General features: G+C 68.6%; 20 protein-coding genes and 1 other RNA gene. 3 read left to right on the forward strand and 18 right to left on the reverse strand.

What is annotated here, in order from left to right; translation table 11 throughout:
• Nucleotides 1-100: 100 nt before the first annotated feature.
• The 17 genes from ftsA to rsmI all read right to left on the reverse strand — a co-directional run bounded on the left by ftsA (nucleotide 101) and on the right by rsmI (nucleotide 18,219).
• On the reverse strand, nucleotides 101-1,336 hold the full coding sequence (ftsA, locus tag D573_RS0112785; RefSeq protein ID WP_018168223.1) for a cell division protein FtsA: 1,236 nt from the start codon (nucleotides 1,334-1,336) through the stop codon (nucleotides 101-103).
• Nucleotides 1,337-1,359: 23 nt separating this feature from the next.
• Nucleotides 1,360-2,082, reverse strand: coding sequence for a cell division protein FtsQ/DivIB (locus D573_RS0112790; RefSeq protein WP_018939026.1), 723 nt, complete (start codon nucleotides 2,080-2,082; stop codon nucleotides 1,360-1,362).
• 65 nt (nucleotides 2,083-2,147) lie between these two features.
• Nucleotides 2,148-3,086, reverse strand: a complete 939-nt coding sequence (locus D573_RS0112795) for a D-alanine--D-alanine ligase (RefSeq protein ID WP_018939025.1) — start codon at nucleotides 3,084-3,086, stop codon at nucleotides 2,148-2,150.
• Nucleotides 3,083-4,045 (reverse strand): UDP-N-acetylmuramate dehydrogenase, encoded by a 963-nt coding sequence (gene murB / locus D573_RS0112800; RefSeq protein ID WP_018939024.1) that lies wholly within the window; start codon nucleotides 4,043-4,045, stop codon nucleotides 3,083-3,085. The genes D573_RS0112795 and murB overlap by 4 nt, the downstream gene beginning before the upstream one ends.
• A complete protein-coding gene (gene murC, locus D573_RS0112805) occupies nucleotides 4,042-5,472 on the reverse strand; it encodes a UDP-N-acetylmuramate--L-alanine ligase (protein ID WP_018939023.1) in 1,431 nt (476 codons plus the stop codon). Before murC ends, murB begins: the two co-directional genes overlap by 4 nt.
• Nucleotides 5,469-6,563, reverse strand: coding sequence for an undecaprenyldiphospho-muramoylpentapeptide beta-N-acetylglucosaminyltransferase (gene murG / locus D573_RS0112810; protein WP_018939022.1), 1,095 nt, complete (start codon nucleotides 6,561-6,563; stop codon nucleotides 5,469-5,471). Before murG ends, murC begins: the two co-directional genes overlap by 4 nt.
• Nucleotides 6,560-7,765 carry a putative lipid II flippase FtsW gene (ftsW, locus tag D573_RS0112815; RefSeq protein WP_018939021.1) on the reverse strand — a complete coding sequence of 402 codons (1,206 nt, stop codon included), beginning with the start codon at nucleotides 7,763-7,765 and terminating at the stop codon, nucleotides 6,560-6,562. The genes murG and ftsW overlap by 4 nt, the downstream gene beginning before the upstream one ends.
• Complete coding sequence (murD, locus tag D573_RS0112820) at nucleotides 7,762-9,111, reverse strand: UDP-N-acetylmuramoyl-L-alanine--D-glutamate ligase (RefSeq protein WP_018939020.1); 1,350 nt, start codon at nucleotides 9,109-9,111, stop codon at nucleotides 7,762-7,764. The genes ftsW and murD overlap by 4 nt, the downstream gene beginning before the upstream one ends.
• Before the next feature lie 4 nt (nucleotides 9,112-9,115).
• Complete coding sequence (mraY, locus tag D573_RS0112825) at nucleotides 9,116-10,198, reverse strand: phospho-N-acetylmuramoyl-pentapeptide-transferase (protein WP_018939214.1); 1,083 nt, start codon at nucleotides 10,196-10,198, stop codon at nucleotides 9,116-9,118.
• Nucleotides 10,179-11,549, reverse strand: a complete 1,371-nt coding sequence (gene murF / locus D573_RS0112830; protein ID WP_026288007.1) for a UDP-N-acetylmuramoyl-tripeptide--D-alanyl-D-alanine ligase — start codon at nucleotides 11,547-11,549, stop codon at nucleotides 10,179-10,181. The genes mraY and murF overlap by 20 nt, the downstream gene beginning before the upstream one ends.
• Nucleotides 11,546-13,087 carry a UDP-N-acetylmuramoyl-L-alanyl-D-glutamate--2,6-diaminopimelate ligase gene (locus tag D573_RS0112835; RefSeq protein ID WP_018939017.1) on the reverse strand — a complete coding sequence of 514 codons (1,542 nt, stop codon included), beginning with the start codon at nucleotides 13,085-13,087 and terminating at the stop codon, nucleotides 11,546-11,548. Before D573_RS0112835 ends, murF begins: the two co-directional genes overlap by 4 nt.
• On the reverse strand, nucleotides 13,084-14,799 hold the full coding sequence (locus tag D573_RS0112840) for a penicillin-binding protein 2 (protein WP_018939016.1): 1,716 nt from the start codon (nucleotides 14,797-14,799) through the stop codon (nucleotides 13,084-13,086). Before D573_RS0112840 ends, D573_RS0112835 begins: the two co-directional genes overlap by 4 nt.
• The gene (gene ftsL, locus D573_RS0112845; RefSeq protein ID WP_018168234.1) at nucleotides 14,787-15,071 is read right to left on the reverse strand and encodes a cell division protein FtsL; all 285 of its coding nucleotides are present in this window, start codon (nucleotides 15,069-15,071) and stop codon (nucleotides 14,787-14,789) included. Before ftsL ends, D573_RS0112840 begins: the two co-directional genes overlap by 13 nt.
• Entirely contained in the window at nucleotides 15,071-15,997 is a 927-nt protein-coding gene (gene rsmH, locus D573_RS0112850) for a 16S rRNA (cytosine(1402)-N(4))-methyltransferase RsmH (protein WP_018168235.1), read from the reverse strand. Before rsmH ends, ftsL begins: the two co-directional genes overlap by 1 nt.
• A gap of 5 nt (nucleotides 15,998-16,002) precedes the next feature.
• Complete coding sequence (gene mraZ / locus D573_RS0112855) at nucleotides 16,003-16,443, reverse strand: division/cell wall cluster transcriptional repressor MraZ (RefSeq protein ID WP_018144475.1); 441 nt, start codon at nucleotides 16,441-16,443, stop codon at nucleotides 16,003-16,005.
• A 286-nt stretch (nucleotides 16,444-16,729) separates the two neighbouring features.
• Nucleotides 16,730-17,081: RNase P RNA component class A (rnpB, locus tag D573_RS13970), an RNA gene on the reverse strand.
• Between the two features lie 301 nt (nucleotides 17,082-17,382).
• Nucleotides 17,383-18,219, reverse strand: a complete 837-nt coding sequence (rsmI, locus tag D573_RS0112860) for a 16S rRNA (cytidine(1402)-2'-O)-methyltransferase (RefSeq protein ID WP_081618767.1) — start codon at nucleotides 18,217-18,219, stop codon at nucleotides 17,383-17,385.
• A gap of 81 nt (nucleotides 18,220-18,300) precedes the next feature.
• On the opposite strand from rsmI, the gene D573_RS0112865 reads away from it, so the two are divergent.
• Genes D573_RS0112865 through D573_RS0112875 form a run of 3 tightly spaced genes read left to right on the forward strand, consistent with a single transcriptional unit; the run spans nucleotide 18,301 to nucleotide 21,907 of the window.
• Nucleotides 18,301-20,160: a penicillin-binding protein activator gene (locus tag D573_RS0112865; protein ID WP_018939014.1), complete on the forward strand. Its 1,860-nt coding sequence runs from the start codon at nucleotides 18,301-18,303 to the stop codon at nucleotides 20,158-20,160.
• The gene (locus tag D573_RS0112870) at nucleotides 20,161-20,517 is read left to right on the forward strand and encodes a YraN family protein (RefSeq protein WP_018144478.1); all 357 of its coding nucleotides are present in this window, start codon (nucleotides 20,161-20,163) and stop codon (nucleotides 20,515-20,517) included.
• Between the two features lie 10 nt (nucleotides 20,518-20,527).
• The gene (locus D573_RS0112875; RefSeq protein ID WP_018939013.1) at nucleotides 20,528-21,907 is read left to right on the forward strand and encodes an FAD-binding oxidoreductase; all 1,380 of its coding nucleotides are present in this window, start codon (nucleotides 20,528-20,530) and stop codon (nucleotides 21,905-21,907) included.
• A gap of 53 nt (nucleotides 21,908-21,960) precedes the next feature.
• Here D573_RS0112875 and D573_RS0112880 read toward each other — a convergent pair.
• Nucleotides 21,961-22,249, reverse strand: a 289-nt coding sequence (locus D573_RS0112880; protein WP_018939206.1) for a transposase, incomplete at its 5' end; no start/stop codon positions are given.

Below are 22,249 nucleotides of genomic sequence, written 5' to 3' on the forward strand. Positions count from 1 at the left end.
GATTGCGTCCTCTCGTTGCGTGTGTAGTACATAAACTTCTGTTTACCTGCGTCATGGCCGGAGAGCGGTCCGGCCTCCTAAAATTCCGGGGCCCCGATCATCAGAACTGTCCGGAAAACCAGCGCTTCATGCGCGCCCATACGCCCTGGAACCCGCTGCTCACGGGCCGGGCCTCCTGCTCCGCACGCGACTCGCGGGCGTAGAGCAACAGCCCCACCCCCGTCGCGTGGATCGGATTCTTCACAACATCCAGGAGCCCGGTGACGCGTTGCGGCACCCCCAGGCGTACGGGCATGTGAAAGACCTCTTCGGCGAGGTCCACCACACCTTCCATTCGGGACGAGCCACCGGTGAGCACCACTCCGGCGGCAATCATTTCTTCGGTGCCGCTGCGGCGCAGTTCCGCTTGCACCAGCTGCAACAATTCCTCGTAGCGCGGCTCGACCACGGAGGCGAGCGTCTGGCGCGACAGTCGGCGCGCGGCGCGATCGCCGACACCGGGCACCTCGATGCTCTCGCTCGGATCGGCCAGCGAGCGCAGCGCGCAGGCGTACTTGATCTTGAGTTCTTCGGCGTACTGGGTCGGGGTGCGTAGCGCGACCGCGATGTCGTTGGTGACCTGATCGCCGGCGATCGGGATGACTGCGGTGTGCATGATCGCGCCGTGGGCGAACACCGCGATGTCCGTGGTGCCACCGCCGACGTCCACTAGGCACACACCCAGGTCCTTCTCGTCCTCGCTCAGGACCGAGTAACTGGAGGCGAGCTGCTCGAGGATGATGTCGTCCACCCGCAGCCCGCAGCGTTCCACACACTTGACGATGTTCTGCGCGGCGGAGACCGCCCCGGTGACCAGGTGCACCTTGGCCTCCAGCCGCACCCCGGACATGCCGATCGGCTCGCGGATGCCCTCCTGCTCGTCGATGATGTATTCCTGCGGCAGCACGTGGAGGATGCGCTGGTCGGCCGGGATGGCGATGGCGCGCGCGGCGTCGATCACCCGGTCCACGTCGCCGGCGACCACCTCGCCGTCCTTGATCGCGACCACCCCGGTGGAGTTGTAGCTCTTGATGTGCGAGCCGGCGATCCCGGTATAGACCGAGTGGATCTCGCAACCGGCCATCAGCTCGGCCTCCTCCACCGCGCGCTGGATCGACTGGACGGTGGACTCGATGTTCACGACCACGCCCTTCTTCAACCCGCGCGAGGGCGAGGAACCGATGCCGATGATCTCGATCTCGCCTTCCTCGGTCAGCTCCCCGACCACCGCCTCGATCTTCGAGGTGCCGACGTCCAGGCCGACGATCAGACCGGGTTCCGACTTCTTTGCCATCATCTTTCTGCGTCCTGTCGTTCGTGTCATCGGGCGTTCCCCGCACCGTCTTCCGCCGCATCCGCCCAGGCCACGGCCAGCCCGTGGGGGTAACGCAGGTCGATCCGTTCCACCGGGGCCTCGCGATAGTCGCGAATCGCCGGGGCCGCGCGGACCAGTTGCCCCAGTCGTGCCAGATCGGCATCGCGCCCCATCAGCACGCGTACGCCGTCCGCCAGGTGGATGGTCCAGTCGTGGCGTTCCCCCTCTTCGAGACCGGCGACCTCGAGCCCGGCATCGGCCAGGCGTGCGGAGACCTCCAGGTAGCGATGCATCAGCACCACCTGGCGCCCGTCGGTCCCGGCGAGTGCCGGCAGGCCCTCCCAGTCATCCAGCGCCACCGGGCCAAACAGGCGCCCGTGGCGATCGACCAGATGGTCCTCGCCCCACTGCGCCACCGGCACCGGCTCGTGAATCTCCACTACGAGGGTGTCCGGCCACTGACGCCGCAGGCGCACTGCGTCCACCCACGGCTGGCCCTCAAGCGCAAGGCGCAGGCGCTCGAGCTCGACACCGATGAAGCCCGGCGCATGGGTCCGGACCATCTCGTGCACCGCCGCGACATCCGCATGCTGCGGATTGCCGGTCACCTCGACATGCTCGATCGGCAACCAGGCATCCGGGTCGAACTGCAACCAGGCCAGCGCGCCCAGCACCAGCACCGCGGCCAGCCCCATGCCCGACATCAGGCGCAGCCCCGGGCCAGCCATCCGGCGCAGCGGCGACGGTCCCCGCGCCTGCGGGCGGCGCGCGGGTCGCGTTGTGCGGCGTGCGTTCAACGCAGTCCTCCACACTCGAAACTGGAATCGAGGATGCGCAGGCACAGCTCGTCGAAGTCGATGCCCGCCTGCGCGGCGGCCTTGGGCACCAGCGAGTGGTCGGTCATGCCCGGGATCGTGTTCACCTCGATCAGGAAGTTCTCGCCATGTTCGTCCTGCAGGATGTCCACTCGTCCCCAGCCGCAACCCTCCAGCGTCGCGAAGGCGGCGATGGCCATGGACTGCAACTCCAGCAACGCGCTGGAATCCAGCGGCGGCGGGCAGATGTAGCCGGTATCGTCGGCCTCGTACTTGGCGTGGTAATCGTAGAAACCGCCCGGGGTGCGAATCTCCACCACCGGCAACGGCTCGTTGCCGAGGATCGCGACGGTGTACTCGCGTCCGCTGATCCACTGCTCCGCGAACACCTGCCCCGGCTGGAGCCGCGCGGCCTCGAAGGCGGCCGGCAGATCGGCCACCCGATCCACCCGTGTGATCCCCAGGCTAGAGCCGCCGCGCGCGGGCTTCACGATCAATGGCAGGCCCAGTGCATCGGCCACCGCGTCGGGGTCGAACCCCGGCGTGAGCAGACGATAGGGGGCGCTCGGCAGATTGCTCCCCGCCCACAGCCGCTTGCAGGCCAGCTTGTCCATGCCCAATGCGGAACCGAGCACGCCGGTCCCGGTGTAGGGCATGCCCGCCATGTCCAGACAGCCCTGCAGGGTCCCGTCCTCGCCGCACTCCCCGTGGAGCACGATGAAGACCCGGTCGAAGTTCTCCAGGGCCAGGCAGCGAGCCGTCTCGCGGGTCAGGTCCAGGGGATGGGCATCGATGCCCTTGCGCTGCAGTGCCGCCAGCACCGCCTGACCACTGTGCAACGAGACCTCGCGCTCGCCAGACCAGCCACCCATCAGGACCGCGACACGGCCATAATCTTGTGCACTTCGCTTGCTCATGCCGTTCCCTCGCTTGCCTCGTGCGTAGCCCCTGGCCGACCCAGGACCCGGACCTCGGGCTCCAGGTGCACCCCGAACTGCCGCTGCACCTCGTCCTGGGCATGACGCAGCAACCATTCGATATCGGCGGCGCGCGCGCTGCCGTCGTGGGTGATGAAATTCGCGTGCTTGGGGGAGATCTCCGCCGCCCCGTGGCGCAGTCCCTTCAGACCGGCGGCCTCGACCAGGCGCGCGGCGTGATCGCCCTCCGGGTTGCGGAACACCGACCCGCAGGACGGCAACCCCAACGGCTGCTTGGCGGATCGTTCGCGCAGCAACTCGCGGATGCGCCGGGTCCCGACGTCAGGGTCACCCGCGGCCAGCTGCAACACGCAGCCGGTGAACCACTCCGCCTCGGGGCCGTGGACACTGCGGTAGCCGATCGTGTAGTCCGCGGGAGTGCGGGTATGCAGTTCGCCGCGCGCATCCACCGTGGAGACCGCCTCCACCAGCGGCCAGATCTCGCCACCCCAGGCGCCGGCGTTCATCCGCAGCGCGCCGCCCACGGTCCCAGGGATGCCGGCCAGGAACTCGGCCCCGACCAGCCCCTCGCGGGCCCCGAAACGCGCGGCCTGGGCGCAGGCCAGCCCGGCCCCCAGCAACAGGCGATCGCCGTCCAGGCGTCGACGCTCGTTCAGCACTCCGGAAAGATGCACGACCAGGCCGTCCAGCCCGCCGTCACGAATCAGGACGTTGCTGCCCAGGCCGAGGAAGGTCACGGGCATCTGTGGCGCATGGGTAGCGTGGTCCCGCAGGGCAACGACCAGGTCGTCAAGGTCCGCCGGCTGGAACAGCCAGTCGGCTGGGCCGCCTACGCGCCAGGAGGTCAGCCCGGCCAGCGGAACCTGCGCCTGCAACCGGCCACGTGTTGCCTGCGCGAACGGGGTCATCGACGAATCCACAGCGCGGGCGGCCATCATGATTCCTCCTCGCCGGCGGTTCCCAGCTGCTGCGGGAGCAGCCCGGCCAGACGGCCAATATCGCCGGCACCCTGGGCGAGCACGACATCGTCCGGCCGCAGCATCCCCGCGAGCACACCGATCACATCCTCTGCGCGCTCGACAAACACCGGCTCCACCCGCCCGCGCAGACGAATGGCGCGCGCCAGGCTGCGGCCATCGGCGCTGGGGATCGGGTCCTCCCCGGCGGCATACACCTCGAGCAGGATCAGGACATCGGTCTCGGACAGGGCCTCGGCGAAGTCCTCGAACAGATCACGCGTGCGGGTATAACGATGCGGCTGGAAGATGGTGATCCGGCGGCGGCCCGGCCAGGCATCGCGCGCGGCCGCCTGAGTGGCAGCAATCTCGCGCGGGTGATGGCCATAGTCGTCGACCAGGGTCAGGGCCCCCTGTGCGGTCCGCAGCTCCTGCACCTGGAAGCGCCGCCCAATACCCTGGAAGCGCGCCAGCGCGGCCTGGATCGCCTCGGGGGCGACCTCCAGCTCGTGCGCGACAGCCGCCGCCGCCAGGGCATTGAGCACGTTGTGGCGCCCGGGCAGGTTCAGCGTCACCGGGAACGGAGCCTGACCGGGCAACGCGAGGTCGAAGTACATGCGCACGCCTTCCTGGCGCACATTCAGGGCGCGCACGTCGGCGTCCTGTTCGATGCCGTAGGTCAGGCGCGGGCGCTCCAGTTCCGGGTACAGATCACGCACCTGCGGGTCGTCGGCGCACAGCACGGCAATGCCGTAGAACGGCAGGTGGTGGAGGAATTCCAGGAAGGTCGCCCGCAGCTGGCCAAAGTCGTTGCCATAGGTCCCCAGGTGATCGGCATCGATATTGGTCACGATGCTGATCATCGGCTGCAGATGCAGGAAGGACGCGTCACTCTCGTCGGCCTCGGCCACCAGATAGTCCCCGGCGCCGAGATTCGAGTGGCTCGCCGTGCTGTTCAGGCGTCCGCCAATCACAAACGTCGGGTCCATCCCGGCCTCCGCCAGCACACTGGCGACCAGGCTGGTGGTCGTGGTCTTGCCATGGGTCCCGGCGACCGCGATGCCATAGCGAAAGCGCATCAGTTCGGCCAGCATCTCGGCGCGGCGCACGATCGGGATGCCGCGCCGACGCGCCTCCTGGACCTCGGGGTTGCTCGGATTGATCGCACTGGAAACCACCAGCACGTCGGCATCGGCCACGTTCGATTCGGTATGGGCCGCCACCACCGGGATGCCCATGCCCTTCAGGCGTTCGACCATCGCCGACTGCCCGAGGTCGGATCCGGAGACCTGATATCCCAGTTGATGCAGGACCTCGGCGATCCCGCTCATGCCGGACCCCCCGATCCCCACACAATGGATCCGGCGGATACGACGCATCGCATGGCGGGGCAGGCGCGGGGCATTCATGACGATCCCTCCCGGCGGGCGCCCGCCATTTCCATGCAGGCATCGGCCAGGCGCCGTGCCGTGTCGGGGCGGGCCTGTGCGCGGGCCAGCAAGGCACGCGCACGCAGGGCCTCGCGGTCCAGCGGCGCGACCAGCTCGTAGACCCGCTGAGCGTCCAGATCGGCATCCGCGACCCGCCAGGCGGCACCGGATTGCACCAGGGCCTCGGCATTCGCGCTCTGATGATCGTCCACCGCATGTGGATAGGGCACGAAGATCGCCGGCACGCCGGCCGCGGCCACCTCGGCCACGGTGAGCGCGCCGGCGCGGCAGATCACCAGGTCCGCCCAGGCATAGGCCGCGGCCATGTCTTCGATAAAGGCGCTGATCTCCGCCTCCAGACCTGCCTCCGCATAGGCGGCCTGGGCCTCGTCGAGGGTGCGCTCGCCCGCCTGGTGACGGATGTTCAGCGGCTGCTCCACGGCCACGCGCGCCAGCCCGGCGGGCAGCGTGCGGTTGAGCGAACGGGCGCCCAGGCTGCCGCCCAGGACGAGGAGGTTCAGGGCGCCCTCGCGTTCGTCGAAGCGCGCCTCCGGCGCCGGGAGTTCCGCAATCGCGGCACGCACCGGGTTACCCACCACCGTGACCGCCACCCGCTCGGGGAAGCTGTGCTCGAAGCCGGCATAGACCCGGTCCGCCACCTTCGCCAGCCAGCGATTGGTCAAACCGGCCACGGCGTTCTGTTCGTGGATCGCCAGCGGCCGGCCCATGGCGGCCGCCATTAGCCCCCCGGGGCCGGCGGCAAACCCGCCAAAGCCAATCACGGCGTCCGGGCGCAGACGCGTCATCAGACCCAGGGCGGCCCACAGCGAAATGCCGAGCCGCCAGGGTGCGAGTGCCAGTCCGACCAGGCCCTTGCCGCGGATGCCGGCGATTGGAAGCGTATGCAGCTCGATCCCGGCCGCCGGCACCAGCCGCGATTCCACGCCGCGGGCCGTGCCCAGCCAGCGCACCTCGGCACCGCGTTCCCTCAGCAGGGTGGCCACTGCCAGCCCCGGGAACACATGCCCCCCGGTGCCGCCGGCCATAATCAGGATGCGCGGGGCCCTCATGCGGCACCCCCACGCCGGCGGCGCGCCGGGGGTGCGGCGCGCGGGGCCGGCACCTGGGCCTCGCGGTACACGCGCATCACCAGGCCGATAGCCGCCAGCGAGACGATCAGCGAACTGCCGCCGTAACTGAGGAATGGCAGGGTCAGGCCCTTGGTCGGAAGCAGCCCCATGTTCACCGCGAGGTTCAGGAACGCCTGCAGGCCCATCCAGATGGCCACGCCAAAGGCCAGATGCGAGCCGAAGGCATGCCCTGCGCGCTCGGCGTACAAACCAATCTGGATGCAGCGCCAGACCAGGACCGCGAACAGCGCGATGAGGGCCACCACACCGACGAAGCCGAACTCCTCGGCAAACACCGCGAACAGGAAGTCGTTGTGCGCCTCGGGCAGGTAAAAGAGTTTCTGCACACTGTTGCCGAGCCCGGCCCCGAACCAGCCGCCGGAGCCGATCGCGATCAGCGACTGGGTCAGCTGGAAACCGGTGGCGAATGGATCCTGCCAGGGATCGAGGAAGGCCGTCAGGCGCGCCACGCGGTAAGGCGCCGCGACCGCGACGACCGCCATCCCCGCCGCGATGGTGCCCGCCAGCGCGGCGAACTGCCAAAGCTTCGCACCGGCCAGAAACAGCATGCCCATGCCAATCGCCAGCATGATCGCGGCGCCGCCGAAGTCCGGCTGCAGCAACAGCAGGATGGTGCCCACCCCAAGAACGATCAGCGGGCGGATAAAACCGAGGAAGTGCAAGCGGAGCGTCGAATAGTGACGCACGATGTAGCCGGCGAGGTACATCACCACCAGCAGCTTCACCAGCTCGGCGACCTGCAGGTTGAACATCCCCAGCGGGATCCAGCGAGTCGCACCGTTGACCGTGCGCCCGACGCCCGGGATCAGCACTGCGATCAGCAACGCCATCACCAGGATCAGCAGCCACGGCCCGGCGCGTTCCCAGCGCGCCAGCGGGACCACCCAGAGGAAGGTCGCCACCGCAAGCCCGATGGCGGCGAAGATGACCTGGCGCTGGAAGAAGTGCCAGGTGTTGCCGAAATAACGTTCGCCCAGCCCCATGGAGGCGGACGCGACCATCACCAGGCCGATGCCCAGCAGGATCGCCGCGACGGCCAGCAGGGGCAGATCGACGTGGTCGCGCAAGCCGGCGACGAGGCCGCGATCCGGGAGTCCGAGGCGGGTGCTGGAGATACTCATGCTGCCAGCTCCCGGACCGCGTGCGCGAAGTCGTCGCCGCGCGCCTGATAGTTCGGGTACATGTCCAGGCTGGCGCAACCGGGCGACAGCAGGACGGTATCGCCCGGTTCCGCCCAGGCAGCGGCCTGCGCAACCGCGGCGGCCATATCGTCCACGCGCTGGACCGGGACCACGGAGGCCAGGGCCCGGGCGATCATTGGCGCGTCCTCGCCGAGCAGCACCACACCACGGACCTTGCCCGGGACGTAATCGGCCAGCGGCGCAAAGTCCTGCCCCTTGCCCTGCCCGCCCGCGATCAGCACCAGCGGCCCGGGCGTACCGCGCAGGGCCGCCAGGGTCGCGCCGACATTGGTACCCTTGGAGTCATTGATGTAGGCGACACCGCCCACTTCGGCAATCCACTGCGAGCGATGCGGCAGACCGGCAAACTCGGCCAGGGCCGCCATGGCGCGGGCGCGCGGCGCGCCCGCCTCCAGCCACGGCCAGACCAGGGCAAGCGCGGCCAGGGCGTTGGCCCAGTTGTGCTGTCCACGCAGACGCAGATGGCCGGTCGAGAGAAGGACCTGGTCACCGCGCACCAGGTCCGGAGCATCCGCGCTGGACGGGCGCACCCCGAAATCGTCCGGGCCGGCCGGCGCATCGAGACCGAAGGAGATCACCTTCAGACCCGGCGGCAGGGTGATCTCGCGCAGCCAGGCGTCCTCGCGGTTCAACACACCGCGCTCGGCGCGATTCAGGATGCGGGCCTTGGCACGCACATATGCATCCAGATCGGCGTAGCGATCCAGGTGATCAGGCGAGATATTCAGGATGGCGGCGGCCGCTGGCGCCAACATGTCGCTGCGCTCCAGCTGGAAGCTGGACAGCTCCAACACGTACAGGTCCGGGGCCTGCTCCAGCAGGTCCAGCGCCGGAGTGCCGTAGTTACCACCCACCGCCACCCGCAGGCCGGCGGCGCGCAGCAACTCGCCGACCAGCGCGGTCACCGTGCTCTTTCCGTTGGAGCCGGTAATCGCGATGACTGGGGCGCCCGCCTGCTCGGCGAACAGGTCGATGTCTCCGGTCAGGCGGGCACCGGCGGCACGCGCCCGTTGCAGGACCGGGTGCTCCAGTGCGACCCCGGGCGAGACGATGATGCGGGCAAAGCCCGCGGCGTCCAGTCGATCCAGCGGCCCGACCCAGGCATCGGCCAGCCAGGCCTTGGCACCCTCGGTCTCCAGCGCGGCCGGCGCCACGCGGGTATCGGTGATCGCGAACGGCTCACCCTGCGCACGCAGGAAGCGGGCAACCGACACGCCGGTCGCCCCCAGGCCCACGATCAGGTTGTTGTCGCCGGTTCGCGTCATGGGATCAGCGCACCTTCAGGGTCGCGAGACCGATGAGAACGAACACCACGGTCAGGATCCAGAAACGCACGATCACGCGCGGCTCCGGCCAGCCCTTGAGTTCGAAGTGGTGGTGCAGCGGCGCCATGCGGAAGATCCGCCGCCCAGTGAGCTTGAAAGAGGCGACCTGGAGCATCACCGAAAGCGTCTCCAGCACGAAGATGCCACCCATGATCAGCAACACGATCTCCTGACGGGTGATGATCGCCAGCATGCCCAGGGCCGCGCCCAGCGCGAGCGCCCCGACGTCGCCCATGAAGACCTGCGCCGGGTAGGTGTTGAACCACAGGAATCCCAGCCCGGCGCCGACCAGGGCGGAGGTAAAGATCACCACCTCGCCCACGCCGGGTACCGCCGGAATACCGAGATAGTCGGCGAATACCGCATGGCCCGCCGCGTAGGCGAACACGCCCAGGGCACCGGCCACCAGCACCGCCGGCATGATCGCCAGGCCATCCAGCCCATCGGTCAGGTTCACGGCATTGGAGGACCCCACGACCACCAGCCAGACCAGCGGGATGAACAGCCAGCCCAGGCTGAACTGGATGTCCTTGAACACCGGCAGGTAGAAGGTCGTCTCCACCGGCCCCTGCGCGGTGTACATGATCACCCCCGCGGCGATCAGGGCGAACAGCGTCTGCCACAGGAGCTTGGCGCGCGCCGAGAGGCCCTTGCTGTTGCCATAGCGCAGCTTGAGGTAGTCATCCCAGCCGCCCACGGCGCCGAACGCCAGGGTGGTCAGCAGCACGAGCCAGACGAAGCGGTTGGTCAGATCGCTCCACAGCAGGGTCGCCGCCGCCACCGCCACCAGAATCAGGGCACCACCCATGGTCGGCGTGCCGGCCTTGGTCAGGTGCGACTCGGGACCGTCATCGCGGATCTGCTGGCCGACATTGCCGACCGTCAGGCGGCGGATCATCGCCGGCCCGATCAACAGCGCGATCGCCAGTGCGGTAACCACCCCGAGGATGGCGCGAACGGTCAGGTACTGAAAGACCGTGAAGCCGGAATAGAACAGGCTCAGGTATTCAGTCAGCGCGAACAGCATTCGCCACCTCCGGCGCTGACGAGGCCAGGTCCAGCCCCTCGATGATCTGTTCCATGTGCTGGCTGCGCGAGCCCTTTACCAGGACCGTGGTGCCCTCCCCCAGGAGGTCCTCCAGGCGCGAGCGCAGCGCGGCGTGGTCGGCAAACCACTCGCCGCCGTCGCCAAAGCCCTCGGCGCTGTCGCGCGCGGCATCGCCCAGCGCCAGGCAGTGTTCGATACCCACCGCGCGGGCCAGGTGCCCGGTTTCCCGGTGCAACGCCGGCGTGGCGGCGCCCAGTTCACCCATGGCACCCAGCACCAGGATGCGCCGACCGGGCATCGCGGCCAGCACCTCGAGCCCGGCCCGCAGCGAGTCCGGATTGGCGTTGTAGCTGTCGTCCCAAATCCGCGCGCCGCTGACGTGCCACAGCTCCTGCAGACGGCCGCGCACCGGCTTCCAGCGGGTGAGCCCGTCGACGATTCGGTCAATCCCGATACCGACCGCGTTCGCCGCGGCCGCGGCCGCCACGGCATTGGCTGCGACGTGGCGACCGGGGCCGGCCAGGCGCAGATCGCGGACGGCGCCGAGGATGGACAGACGCAGCCGGTCCGGGGCCTGCCACATGCCTTCCACCTCGCCGCCACCCTCCAGCGAGAAGCGCTGGCAGTGGTGATGCTCGTTCAGGGACAGCCAGTAGTCGGCAAACGGATCATCCAGATTGATGACCGCGGTGCCGCCCTGGGCCGGGAGACCGGAGTAGATCTCGGCCTTGGCATGGGCGACGCCCTCCAGGCTGCCGAAGCCCTCGAGATGGGCGCGACCGGCATTGGTGATCATGGCGACCTGCGGTTCGACCCAGCGCGCCATGCGCCCGATCTCACCGGCATGATTCGCGCCCAGTTCGATGACCGCGTAGTCGACGTCACAGGGCATCGCCAGCAATGTCAGCGGCGCGCCGATCTCGTTATTCAGGTTGCCCGCGGTGGCATGCACCGACCCCACCCCCTCAAGGATGCAACGGAGCATCTCCTTGGTGGTGGTCTTGCCATTGGAGCCGGTCAGGGCAATCACCCGCGCGCGGCTCTGGCGCCGCCAATGGCGGCCCAGGCGGCTCAGGGCCTCGCGGGTATCGGCGACGATGATCTGCGGCTGTGGCACATCGAGCGCCCGTTCCACCAGCAGCACGGCCGCCGGCAGGTCGGCGCCGACCTGTGCGTGGGCATCGAAATTCGGCCCCTTCAACGCGATGAACAGCGCGCCCGGGCACGGCTCGCGAGTGTCCGTAAACACGCCCTCGAAGGCCATGTCGGGGGCCCCTTGCAGGCGCCCATGGACCGCCTCGGCCAGTTCCTGGCTGGTCATTCGAATCATTGTCCCTCCCCCCTGATCGCGCGGTCCTGGCCACGCCTGTCCTGCGGGTGCCGGCACGCCCGGGCCTGCACCTGTTCGCGGTCGCTGAACGGATAGCGCTGACCGCGGATCTCCTGGGTCGTCTCGTGACCCTTACCGGCCACCAGCACCACATCGCCGGCAACGGCCTCGGCCAGCGCACTGGCAATCGCCGTTGCGCGATCGCCAATCTCGTGGCATTCGGCGGAATCGGCGCAGCCGGCAAGGATCTCGGCGCGGATCTCGGCCGGGTCTTCTCCGCGCGGGTTGTCATCGGTCACGAAAATCACGTCGGCCTCGCGGCAGGCCACCTGGCCCATTGCCGGGCGCTTGCCTCGATCGCGGTCGCCGCCGCAGCCGAACACCACGCTAAGGCGCCCGCGTACATGGGGTCGAAGCGCCTGCAATGCAGCCTCCAGGGCCTGGGTGGTATGTGCGTAATCGACCACCGCCAAGGCCCCGTTAGCGAGCGGGAAGCGCTCCATGCGGCCGGGCACGCCGGGGAGTTCGGCGACTGCCGCGATCGCCTCCTCGCGCTCTACCCCGAGGCCCTGCAGGGTGGCGAGGGTCGCCAGCAGATTGCCGACCTGAAACAGGCCGAACAGGGTGGAACGAACCGGATAGGCCCGGCCGTCGGCCTCGAGGGTGAAACGCAGCCCTTCGGCCGTGGCCTCTACGTCTCGGGCGCGCAGATCGGCGGGTGCCCCCAGGGCACTGTAGGTCAGGGCCTGAACGCCCGCCGGCAGATGCTCCACGACCTGGCGTCCAAAGGCATCATCGATATTCAGGACCGCCGTTTGCAGGCCAGGCCAGACAAACAGCCGCGCCTTGGCTGCCGCATACGCCTCCTGACTACCGTGGAAATCGAGGTGATCGGAGCTCAGTCGGGTGAGCACCCCGACGCTGATCGGGGCTCCGGCGAGGCGCCCTTGTGCCAAACCGTGCGAGGAGGCCTCCAGCGTCACGGCACCACAACCGGCCGCGGCCAGCTCGGCCAGGTGGCGATGCAGATCCAGCACACCCGGCGTCGTGTGTCCGGTATCCACCAGGTGGCCCGGTCGCCCGACGCCGAGCGTGCCGATCAGACCGGTGGGCCGACCCAGGGTCTCCAGGGCCAACGCGATCAGGTGCGTGACCGAGGTCTTGCCGTCGGTACCGGTTACCGCCACCAGCGGGGCCGCCTCCGGCCAGCTACCGAACAATCCGCGCGCCATCTGCGGCAGCCGTTCCCGCAGGCCCGGCACATGGAGCATCGGCACAGCAGGGAATGTTTCCGGGGTTCCGGCCTCGTCCCACAGGATCACGCCGGCACCCCGTGCCACGGCATCGGCCGCATGCGCCAGCCCATGGCCGTGCGTGCCGGCCAGGGCCACAAAGGCGGTGCCGGGCGCGACCCGGCGGCTATCCTGAACCAGGTCGGCGACCGGCAAGTCCGCCAGGTCGGGGCGCAGGAGATCGGCCGGCAACAAATCGCCCAGCACCGGTCCCGCCCCGCCTCGGGTATCACGGGCGGCCATCATGGCGTCCCCTCGTGATCCGCGGCCAGGCGCATGGGGACCTCCGGCATCGCGTCCGGGCGCACGTTGAACATGCGCAGGGCCGAACCGACGACATTACGGAACACCGGCGCCGCGACCGCCCCACCGTAGTAGACGCCGGCATCCGGCTCGTCGATCACCACGGCCATGACAAAACGCGGATCGGAGGCCGGGGCCAGGCCGACGAAACTCGAAAAATAGCGGTCCTCGGTATAACCGCCCGGACCGCTCTTGCGGCTGGTACCGGTCTTGCCGGCCACGCGATAACCGTCGATCGCCGCCTGGCGCGCGGTGCCCTCGGTACCGATCACATGTTCCATCATTGCCAGCACCTGGCGGGCAGTACGCGGAGTCATCACCTGCGCCGACTCGCGCAGATCGTCGGCGGTGCGCACCAGACGCACCGGCACCCGCTCGCCGTCATTGGCAAAGGCGGTGTAGGAGGCCGCCATCTGCAACGGCGACAGCGACAGCCCGTAGCCATAACCGAGCGTGGCCTGTTCGACCTCGCGCCAGGTGGTGAAATCGCGCAGACGCCCCGTGGCCTCGCCCGGGAAATGGGTACCCAGCGCCTGCCCGAAGCCCGCCTGATGCAGGGTCTTCCAGAAACGATCCGCGGGGGTATCCAAAGCCAGCTGTGTGGCCCCGACATTGCTCGAACGGGCGATCAGGGTGGTGAGGTCGATCGTCCCGTAGTCGCGCAGGTCGCGCACGGTCAGGCGCCCCACCCGCATGGTGCCCGGGCCGGTCTCCAGGGTGGCGTTGACGTCCACCACCCCGGCATCCAGGGCGGCCGCCACGGTGAACGGCTTCATCACCGAACCGGGCTCCAGGGTATCGGTGATGGCCCGGTTGCGGGCGCGATCGGAACGGATAGCACCGCGATTGTTCGGGTTGAATCCGGGCTGATTGACCAGCGCCAGGATCTCGCCGCTGCGGGCGTCCAGAAGGACAGCGGAGCCGCCACGGGCATTGTGTTCGGCGACCGCGGTCTTCAGTTCGCGGTACGCCAGATATTGCAGGCGCTGATCCAGGGTCAGGGCCAGGGTGTTGCCGTCACGCGCGGGGCGGATACTGGCGACATCACGGATGCTGCGGCCATAACGGTCGCGCAGCACCCGCTTGGCGCCCGGATGACCGGACAACCACTGGTCAAAGGCCAGTTCCACGCCCTCCTGGCCCTGATCGTCGATATTGGTATAGCCCAGCACATGCGAGGTGGCCTCGCCATGCGGGTAATAACGCCGGAATTCGCGGGTCAGGCCGACGCCCTGGATGCGCAGGGCCGCTACGCGCTCGGCCTGATCCGGCAACATTTGGCGGCGCAGGTAGATGAATTCGCGCGAGGCACGCGCCTCGATACGCTCCGCCAGCCAGTCCGGCTCCACCTCCAACGCCGCGGCCAAATCCGGCCAGCGCTCGCGCTGGCCCATCAAGTCCTGCGGGTTGGCCCAGGCGGTCTGCACCGGGGCCGAAATGGCCAGGGGTTCGCCGTGACGGTCGGTAATCATGCCGCGGTTCGCGGACTCGGTCAGGGTGCGCACCTGGCGCTGCTCGCCCTGCTTGGTCAGGAAGTCGCGCTCCAGGACCTGCAGATCGACGGCGCGCAACAGCAACGCGGCGCTCGCGACGGCGAACACGGCGATCACGACCTTCAGACGGCCACCACTGATCTGCCGCTTCAGCGCGCCCACGAGCTACCCCCGATCACCACGATGCGATCCGAATCGGGCTGAATCATGTCGAGACGCTCGCGCGCCTGCTCCTCGACCCGGCCCTGGGTCGCCCAGGTCGATTGCTCGATCTGCAACTGCGTCCACTCGAGATTCAGGACATCGCGCTGGCTCAATGCCTGCTGCTGGTCGATAAAGGCCTGGCGCGACTCATGCTTGGCCGCCACCACCCCAACCGCCGAGGCAAACACCCCGGTTGCCAGCGCCACCGCCAGGAGCCCGCGCGCAACCATCAGAGTCGCTCCCCGACACGCAGCACGGCCGAGCGCGAACGCGGATTGATGCGCTGCTCCTCGCGATCGGCATGGATCGGCTTGCCGACCGGGCGCAGCTTGCGCTCCGGCTCCTCCGGCATCACCGGAAGGCCGCGCGGCAGGCGCACGCTGGACACCGGCTTGCGCAGGGCCTGCTTTACCAGTCGGTCTTCCAGTGAATGGAAGCTGATCACCACCAGCCGCGCACCAGGCGGGAGCACATCGGGGATCGTCGCCAGCCACTGCTCCAGCTCGGACAGCTCTGCGTTCACGAAGATGCGCAGCGCCTGGAAGGTTCGAGTGGCCGGGTGCTTTCCGGGCTCGCGTTTCGGGACCGCACGGCGAACGATCTCGGCCAGTTCGCCGGTGCGGCTAAGCGGTGCCTCGGTGCGTGCAGCCACAATGGCCCGGGCAATGCGCCGCGAGTGGCGCTCCTCGCCGTATTGATAGATCACATTCGCGATCTCGGTCTCGTCGGCCCGCGCCAGCCACTCCGCCGCGCTCTCGCCGCTGTTCGGATCCATGCGCATGTCCAGCGGGCCGTCGTGCTGAAAACTGAATCCGCGCTCGGGCGTATCCAGCTGGGGCGAGGACACGCCCAGGTCCAGAAAGACGCCGTCCGGACCCCGGTCCGGCGAACGCCGTTCCAGCGTGGCGGCCATGGTCGAGAACGGCGCGGCCTCGAAGGCAAAACGCGGATCATCGGCAAACGAGGCGGCCGCCGTGGCGGCCTCCGGATCGCGATCCATGGCCAGCAGCCGGCCGTCCGGGCCCAGGCGATCCAGGATCGCCCGGCTGTGTCCACCGCGGCCGAAGGTGCCATCGACGTAAAAGCCGTCAGCGCGCACGGCCAGGCCCTCCAGCACCGCGTCGCGCAGCACCGGGATGTGGGAGACGGCTTCCATGTCCGTCACAACGCGATGGACTCGAGCGCTTCATCATCCACGTCACCCCCCAGCACCTGGGCGCAGGTCTCCTCCCAGGCGGCCTCGCCCCAGATCTCGAACTTCTTGCCCTGGCCCAGCAGCACCACCCGCTTTTCCAGGCCGGCGTACTGACGCAGGGGCGGAGGCAGCAACAGGCGGCCGCTGCCGTCCAGCTCGCACTCGGTGGCATGGCCCACCAGCAGGCGCTGCAGATTGCGCACCTTGGGATTCATGTTGGGGCGGGACATCAGGTTCTGCTCAATGCGCTCCCACTCGGGGAACGGGTACAAGAGCAGGCAGCGGGAGGGATCAACCGTGATCACCAGCTGACTGTTGCAGCTCGCAGCGAGGTCGTCGCGATACCGCGCCGGCATGGCCAGGCGGCCCTTCGCATCCAGATTGAGCTGGCTAACGCCTCGAAACATCGCTGATAACGGTGGTTACCCACCTTTCCCCACTTTGACCCACTTTCCGACACTATAGGTACGGGCATCCTCCAGAGTCAAGAAAATCGACCCCGAAAAACGAAAAATAAGCGTTGAATCACAGAGACTTAGCGCACCCACCCCGAGGCGGACGAAAGAGCGGGGAGAAGGGTATTAAAAGCCTCGCGTTGAGGCTCAAACTTAATGCATCACCTTACAAGTTTGCCGCACACACAGCCGTGCACGCGCAGACCGGGGCGGCCGCGGGGGCTTGATCGTGGGAAAAAGTGGGAGCCGGCCGTAAGCCGGGTTCTGTCGAGGACAGTCATTCATCTGGGACGTCCGTCACCGGACGCCTCGAGCAGCCTACCCGGGTGCGATGCGGGCCACACCATGCACCCCTATTTGGCCTTGCTCCGGACGGGGTTTACCCTGCCACGAACTGTTACCAGTCGCGCGGTGCGCTCTTACCGCACCATTTCACCCTTACCTGTACCCGGCGAACCGGACCATCGGCGGTATATTTTCTGCGGCACTTTCCGTCGGCTCGCGCCGCCCAGGCGTTACCTGGCGTCCTGCCCTATGGAGCCCGGACTTTCCTCCACATCCGAGGATGCAGCGACTGCCTGGCCGACTCCCGCGCTCCTTGTACGCCGCCGCGCGCGCGAACGCAAGACTCCGCAAGGGCTTGGCCGGCACGGGCCTTGCTGGCCGCGAAGCGCACGAAGGCACGAAGAAGGCAAAAGCGATGTACAGAAAACCCGAGAGACCGGAAGAAAACTGAGCTCGGCCACTAACAGCATTATTCGAGCGATACGGCAAGCACCCAACCACCCCCGCCCACGATTAGTTGCTTCCCGCCCGCCCCGCCTTCCCGTCGATGGCTTTTGACCTTGGCCTTCTTCCTGCCTTCGGGCGCTGCGTGGCAAATGAGAAGCCCTACCCGTCCGCGTCCTTGAGGGCCAGGGCGCGGGCGTAGACGCGGTTACGCGGGAGGTCGGTGGCATCGGAGAGCAGGCGGGCCGCGCGCTTGAGGGGGAGTTCATGCAGCAGTGCCGCGAGCAGGCGCTCGTGCTCGTCGGACAGGGGCGTGTCGGCCTCGCCCCCCGTGTCGGGCGCGGGCGCCGGGCCCAGGATCAGCACGAACTCGCCGCGGGTGCGGTTGCTGTCGGCATCCAGCCAGGCCGGCAGTTCGCCGGCGGGGCCGCGATAGTGTTCCTCGAACTGCTTGGTCAACTCCCGCGCCAGGAAGACCTCCCGCCCGGGTGCCAGCTGCGCCAGGTTGGCGGCGGCCGCGCGAACACGATGCGACGATTCGAACAGGATGGTAGTGACCGGCTGGACCAGCAATGCCTCCAGCCGCCGCTGGCGCGCCCCGGCGGCATGCGGCAGGAAGCCCTCGAAGCAGAAGCGGTCGGACGGCAGCCCGGCAACCGCCAGCGCCGCCAGAGGCGCACTGGGACCCGGTACGGCGCGCACATCCAACCCGGCCTCGCGCGCCGCCCTCACCAGCCGAAACCCCGGGTCCGACACCAGCGGCGTGCCGGCATCGGAAATCAGCGCGACGGACTCCCCCGCCCTCAGCGCCTCCAGCAGCGAGGGAATACGCTCCGCCTCGTTATGCTCGTGCAGGCTGACCAGCGGCGTGTGCACGCCCAGATGCGCCAGCAGCCCGGCGCTGTGTCGCGTATCCTCCGCCGCAATGCGCTGCACCCGACCGAGGACCTCGCCCGCCCGCGGGCTCATATCTCCAAGATTACCAATCGGGGTAGCCACCACCCACAACGTGCCCCAGTTCGTTGACACGGCCTGATGCGCTTTCAATACTGACTCCTCATTCGCTGACGAACCGCTATCGTGACCCGAATCCCCGAACGCGCCGGGCATACCCGGCCCCTGTCCCGTCTTGCCCTGTTGCTGCTGGCCACGGCCATCGTGGTGGGCTGTGCCACGCCGCGCCCGGATCCGGAGCCGACCCCGGACGCCGAGGTCCGGCCGGACCTGGCCGAACTGCCTCCCGAGGTACGCGCCAGCCTGCTACTGAGCGAGGCCCGCTCGCGGCCGGAGCCCGACCTGGTGCGCCGCGCCATCGAGGCCGTGCTAGCGCTCGATCCCGCGACGCCGGACCAGCTGGACCGGGCCGAAGCCCTGTGGGCCGAGCTTCCCGACGCCGCGCGTGACACCCAGGAAGCCCGCCTTCTAGGGGCGCGACTCGCAGCAGCGCAACGGGATTGGGAGCTCGCCCGCGAACGACTGGGTGCAGACGACCCGGACGACCCCACGCGATCCCCGGAGGTCTATCGCCAGGGGCTTGCCCTGCACGCCCGGATGCTGGAACAGGAGAGCCAATGGTATCAGGCCCTGGACACCCGGCTGCGCCTGGACCGCCTGCTGATCATGGAGCCCGACACACACGCCGAGAATCAGCAGCGCATATGGGGGCTGCTCGCAGCCCTGCGCCCGGCCCAGCGCGACCGGATCGTGGGCAACCACCCGCCGGATGGGGATGCCTGGGTCAGCCTGTTCCGACTGCTGCGCGCCGCCGATACCGAGGAACAGGCGCACCTGGCCGCCGGATTGTGGCGCGAGCGCCATCCCGCGCATCCGGCCAACAGCCTGCTGCCGGAACTCGTCGCCAGCCACCCGCTGATCGCGGACGCGCCTGGGGACACCCTGGTGCTGCTGCCACTGTCGGGCGACCTGGCCGCACTGGGCAACGCCATACTCGACGGAATCACCCGCGCCTACTACGCGGAGGGTGGCGGCAACGGCCGGCTGATCGTGCGCGACACGCGCGGCGAGCCGGACGGCGCGGCCGCCCTGTACCGGCGTGGCGTGGACTCCGGCGTCGCGCGCATCATCGGTCCGCTGCGGCGTGAGTCGGTAAGCCAGGTGGCCGCTAGCGATCAGACCCTCCCGACCATCCTGCTGAACCGCACGGAAGTCTCGACCCCCAGCGAACTCACAACGCTGGCCTTGAATCCGGAAGAGGATGCCCGTGCGGTGGCCGACCGGGCGGCCCGCGCCGGCTGGCATCACCCGCTGGTGCTCCTGCCGGAAGGGGCCTTCGGCGATCGCGTGGCAAGTGCCTTCCGGGCGGCATTGGCCGACGAGGACCGGCGCCCGCGAGACGTCATTCGCATCCAGCCCAGCGCCGGGGAGCTGAACGCCACCATTGGCAACGCACTCGGCATCCAGCAGAGCGAGGCGCGCATTCGCGATGTGGCACGCCGGACCGGGCTGGAACTGGAAGGCGACCCTCAGGTGCGCGCAGATGTGGACCACATCTTCATTGCCGGCACGGCGCCGCAAGTTCGGCGCATCGTGCCGCATCTCCATTTCCACCGGGCTAGCCAGCTCCCGATGATGGCCACGCCCCATGTCTATTCCGGACGCCCGGATGCCAATCGCGACGCCGATCTTAACGGGATCGTGTTCCCCGATACCCCCCGGCTGTTCGACCGGGTGAGCCCCCTGGCGAACGACGAACAAGCGCGCGACGAGGCACTCCCCCGGTTCGTCGCCCTGGGCATGGACGCGATGCGCCTGAGCCTGCGCCAGGACGGGATTCGCAACGCCCCCCATCATCAGCTAACCGGCGGCGCTGGCACCTGGAGCCTGAACCCCTTCAACCACGAGTGGGTGAGAGAACCGGCCTGGGCACGCTTCGAGGGCGGCGAGCCCCGACGCATCGACGTACACGCCGGAGGGTCCTGAGTGTTTCGCCCGGGTGCCTCGGGGCAGGCCGCCGAGAAGCGAGCCGCGGACTACCTGGAGGCACACGGGCTGCAGATCCGTGCGCGTAACGTCCGCCGGCCTTACGGCGAGCTCGACCTGGTCGCACTCGAGGACGATACCCTGGTGCTGGTGGAAGTACGCAAGCGCAGCCACCCGGGCTTTGGTGGCGGCGCAGAGAGCATCGACCGGCGCAAGCGTGAACGCCTGTTGCGGGTGGCCGAGGCCTATCTGCAGGAAAGCGCCTGGAACGGCCCGGTCCGCTTTGATGTGATGACCCTGGATGGCCAGGACCGGATCGAGTGGCTGCAGGACGCCATCCAGGCATCCACCCCGTGAGCGCCCACCGATGACCCCTCTTGCTCGCGAACTGGAACAGCTCCTGGCGCCCGGCGATCGTCTGCTCGATCCCGCGGACTGCTGGACCTACGGTGCCGACAACTCGAAGCTGCATGCGGTGCCGGACGCCGTCGCCTTCCCACGGGACGCCGATATGGTGCGCGAGCTGGTGCGCCTTTGCCGGCGCCTCGGCGTGGCCCTGACCAGCCGCGGACGCGGCACGGGCACCACCGGTGCCGCGGTCCCGGACCATGGCGGGCTGGTGGTGTCATTCGAGCACATGAACCGCATCCTGGAGGTGGATCCGGACAATCGCTGGCTGATCGCGGAGCCGGGTGCCACCAACGGCGAGATCCAGCAGGCGGCAGGCGCCACGGGCTTCTTCTGGCCGCCGGACCCCACCAGTAGCGCCTATTGCACGCTCGGAGGGAATCTCGCCTATAACTCTGCCGGCCCGCACGCCGTCAAGTATGGCACCCCGCGTGACAACACCCTGGGCCTGTCCGGCGTGGCCGGAACCGGCGAGGCATTCCGCACCGGCGTCCATACCACCAAGGGCGTGGTGGGCTACGACCTCACCCGCCTGCTGATCGGATCCGAAGGGACCCTGGCCGTGCTCACCGAGGCCACGTTGCGCCTGACACCCAAGCCGGAGGCGACTCGGCTGATCCAGGCGGTCTACCGTGACGTCGGCGCCGCGGCCCGGGCCGTGTCCCGGCTGATGGCGCGCGCCGAGGTCCCGTCGGCGCTGGAGTTCATGGACCATTCCGCGATCACGATGATCCGCGCCTACGCGCCGGATTGCCCCCTGCCCGCCGCTGCCGGCGCGATCCTAATGATCGAGACCGATGGCACCGAGGCCGGCATCGAGGCCACCACTGCCGGCATCCGGCGCGCGGCCGAGGGCGAAGGCTGCGTGCAGACCCTCAGCGCCGACACCCCGGAAGAGGCCCAGGCGCTCTGGGCCGTGCGCAAGGCCCTGTCACCGGCGTTACGCACGGTGGCGCCGAAAAAGATCAACGAAGACGTGGTCGTGCCGGTCTCGCGCATTCCCGACCTAATTGCCGGGCTCGACCGGCTGGCCACGGAACACGCCATCAAGATCGTAAACTTCGGCCATGCCGGCAATGGCAACATCCATGTAAACCTGCTGGTCAACCCGGATGACCCGGCGGAACTCGCGGCGGCCGAGCGCTGCCTGGACGGCGTCTTCACCCTGGTGTTGTCGCTAGGCGGGACGCTCTCGGGCGAACACGGCATCGGGCTGGTGAAGCGACCCTATATCAGCCGGGAACTGGACCCCGTGGCACTGGGACTGATGGCCGGCATCAAGCGAACGTTCGACCCGGACAACATCCTGAACCCGGGCAAGGCGCCCGGACCCGCCTAGCCAGGTACCGGGCAAGGGAATCCCCTCCCCAGCAGGGCCCGGAAAAGAAAGGTTCATCGAGCATTACCGGGGAAGGCTGCGCGGATTTTGAGGAAGAAGTATTCCTGGTCGCGATAGCCATAGGCCCGACGCTTGATGACCTTGATCGTGTTGTTAATGCCCTCGACGACGCTGGTGTTCAGCCGGTGGCGGCAGCGCGAGACGATGCCGGGCAGGTAGGGCTCCAGCAGGCGTGCGAAGCGCTGCAGGGCCTGGATTCCGCTCTCGTGCGCTTGCTGCACCCATTGCCGCCACGCCTGGTGCGTCCGCTCGGGGCTGCGCTGGAACCACAGTCTCTTGAGT

This window comes from Thioalkalivibrio sp. AKL9, from assembly GCF_000377825.1.
In the GTDB taxonomy this organism is placed as follows: Bacteria; Pseudomonadota; Gammaproteobacteria; order Ectothiorhodospirales; family Ectothiorhodospiraceae; genus Thioalkalivibrio; species Thioalkalivibrio versutus.

What these genes read in the sequence shown, in the direction of transcription:
- ftsA (WP_018168223.1), bottom strand. Translation starts at nt 1,336, where the DNA reads ATGATGGCAAAGAAGTCGGAACCCGGTCTGATCGTCGGCCTGGACGTC.
- ftsL (WP_018168234.1), bottom strand. Translation starts at nt 15,071, where the DNA reads ATGGTTGCGCGCGGGCTCCTGGCGGTGGCGCTGGCAACCGGGGTGTTT.
- ftsW (WP_018939021.1), bottom strand. Translation starts at nt 7,765, where the DNA reads ATGAGTATCTCCAGCACCCGCCTCGGACTCCCGGATCGCGGCCTCGTC.
- D573_RS0112795 (WP_018939025.1), bottom strand. Translation starts at nt 3,086, where the DNA reads ATGAGCAAGCGAAGTGCACAAGATTATGGCCGTGTCGCGGTCCTGATG.
- D573_RS0112875 (WP_018939013.1), top strand. Translation starts at nt 20,528, where the DNA reads ATGACCCCTCTTGCTCGCGAACTGGAACAGCTCCTGGCGCCCGGCGAT.
- murD (WP_018939020.1), bottom strand. Translation starts at nt 9,111, where the DNA reads ATGACGCGAACCGGCGACAACAACCTGATCGTGGGCCTGGGGGCGACC.
- rsmH (WP_018168235.1), bottom strand. Translation starts at nt 15,997, where the DNA reads ATGGAAGCCGTCTCCCACATCCCGGTGCTGCGCGACGCGGTGCTGGAG.
- murC (WP_018939023.1), bottom strand. Translation starts at nt 5,472, where the DNA reads ATGAATGCCCCGCGCCTGCCCCGCCATGCGATGCGTCGTATCCGCCGG.
- murB (WP_018939024.1), bottom strand. Translation starts at nt 4,045, where the DNA reads ATGATGGCCGCCCGCGCTGTGGATTCGTCGATGACCCCGTTCGCGCAG.
- murF (WP_026288007.1), bottom strand. Translation starts at nt 11,549, where the DNA reads ATGATTCGAATGACCAGCCAGGAACTGGCCGAGGCGGTCCATGGGCGC.
- D573_RS0112790 (WP_018939026.1), bottom strand. Translation starts at nt 2,082, where the DNA reads ATGGCTGGCCCGGGGCTGCGCCTGATGTCGGGCATGGGGCTGGCCGCG.
- murG (WP_018939022.1), bottom strand. Translation starts at nt 6,563, where the DNA reads ATGAGGGCCCCGCGCATCCTGATTATGGCCGGCGGCACCGGGGGGCAT.
- mraZ (WP_018144475.1), bottom strand. Translation starts at nt 16,443, where the DNA reads ATGTTTCGAGGCGTTAGCCAGCTCAATCTGGATGCGAAGGGCCGCCTG.
- mraY (WP_018939214.1), bottom strand. Translation starts at nt 10,198, where the DNA reads ATGCTGTTCGCGCTGACTGAATACCTGAGCCTGTTCTATTCCGGCTTC.
- D573_RS0112835 (WP_018939017.1), bottom strand. Translation starts at nt 13,087, where the DNA reads ATGATGGCCGCCCGTGATACCCGAGGCGGGGCGGGACCGGTGCTGGGC.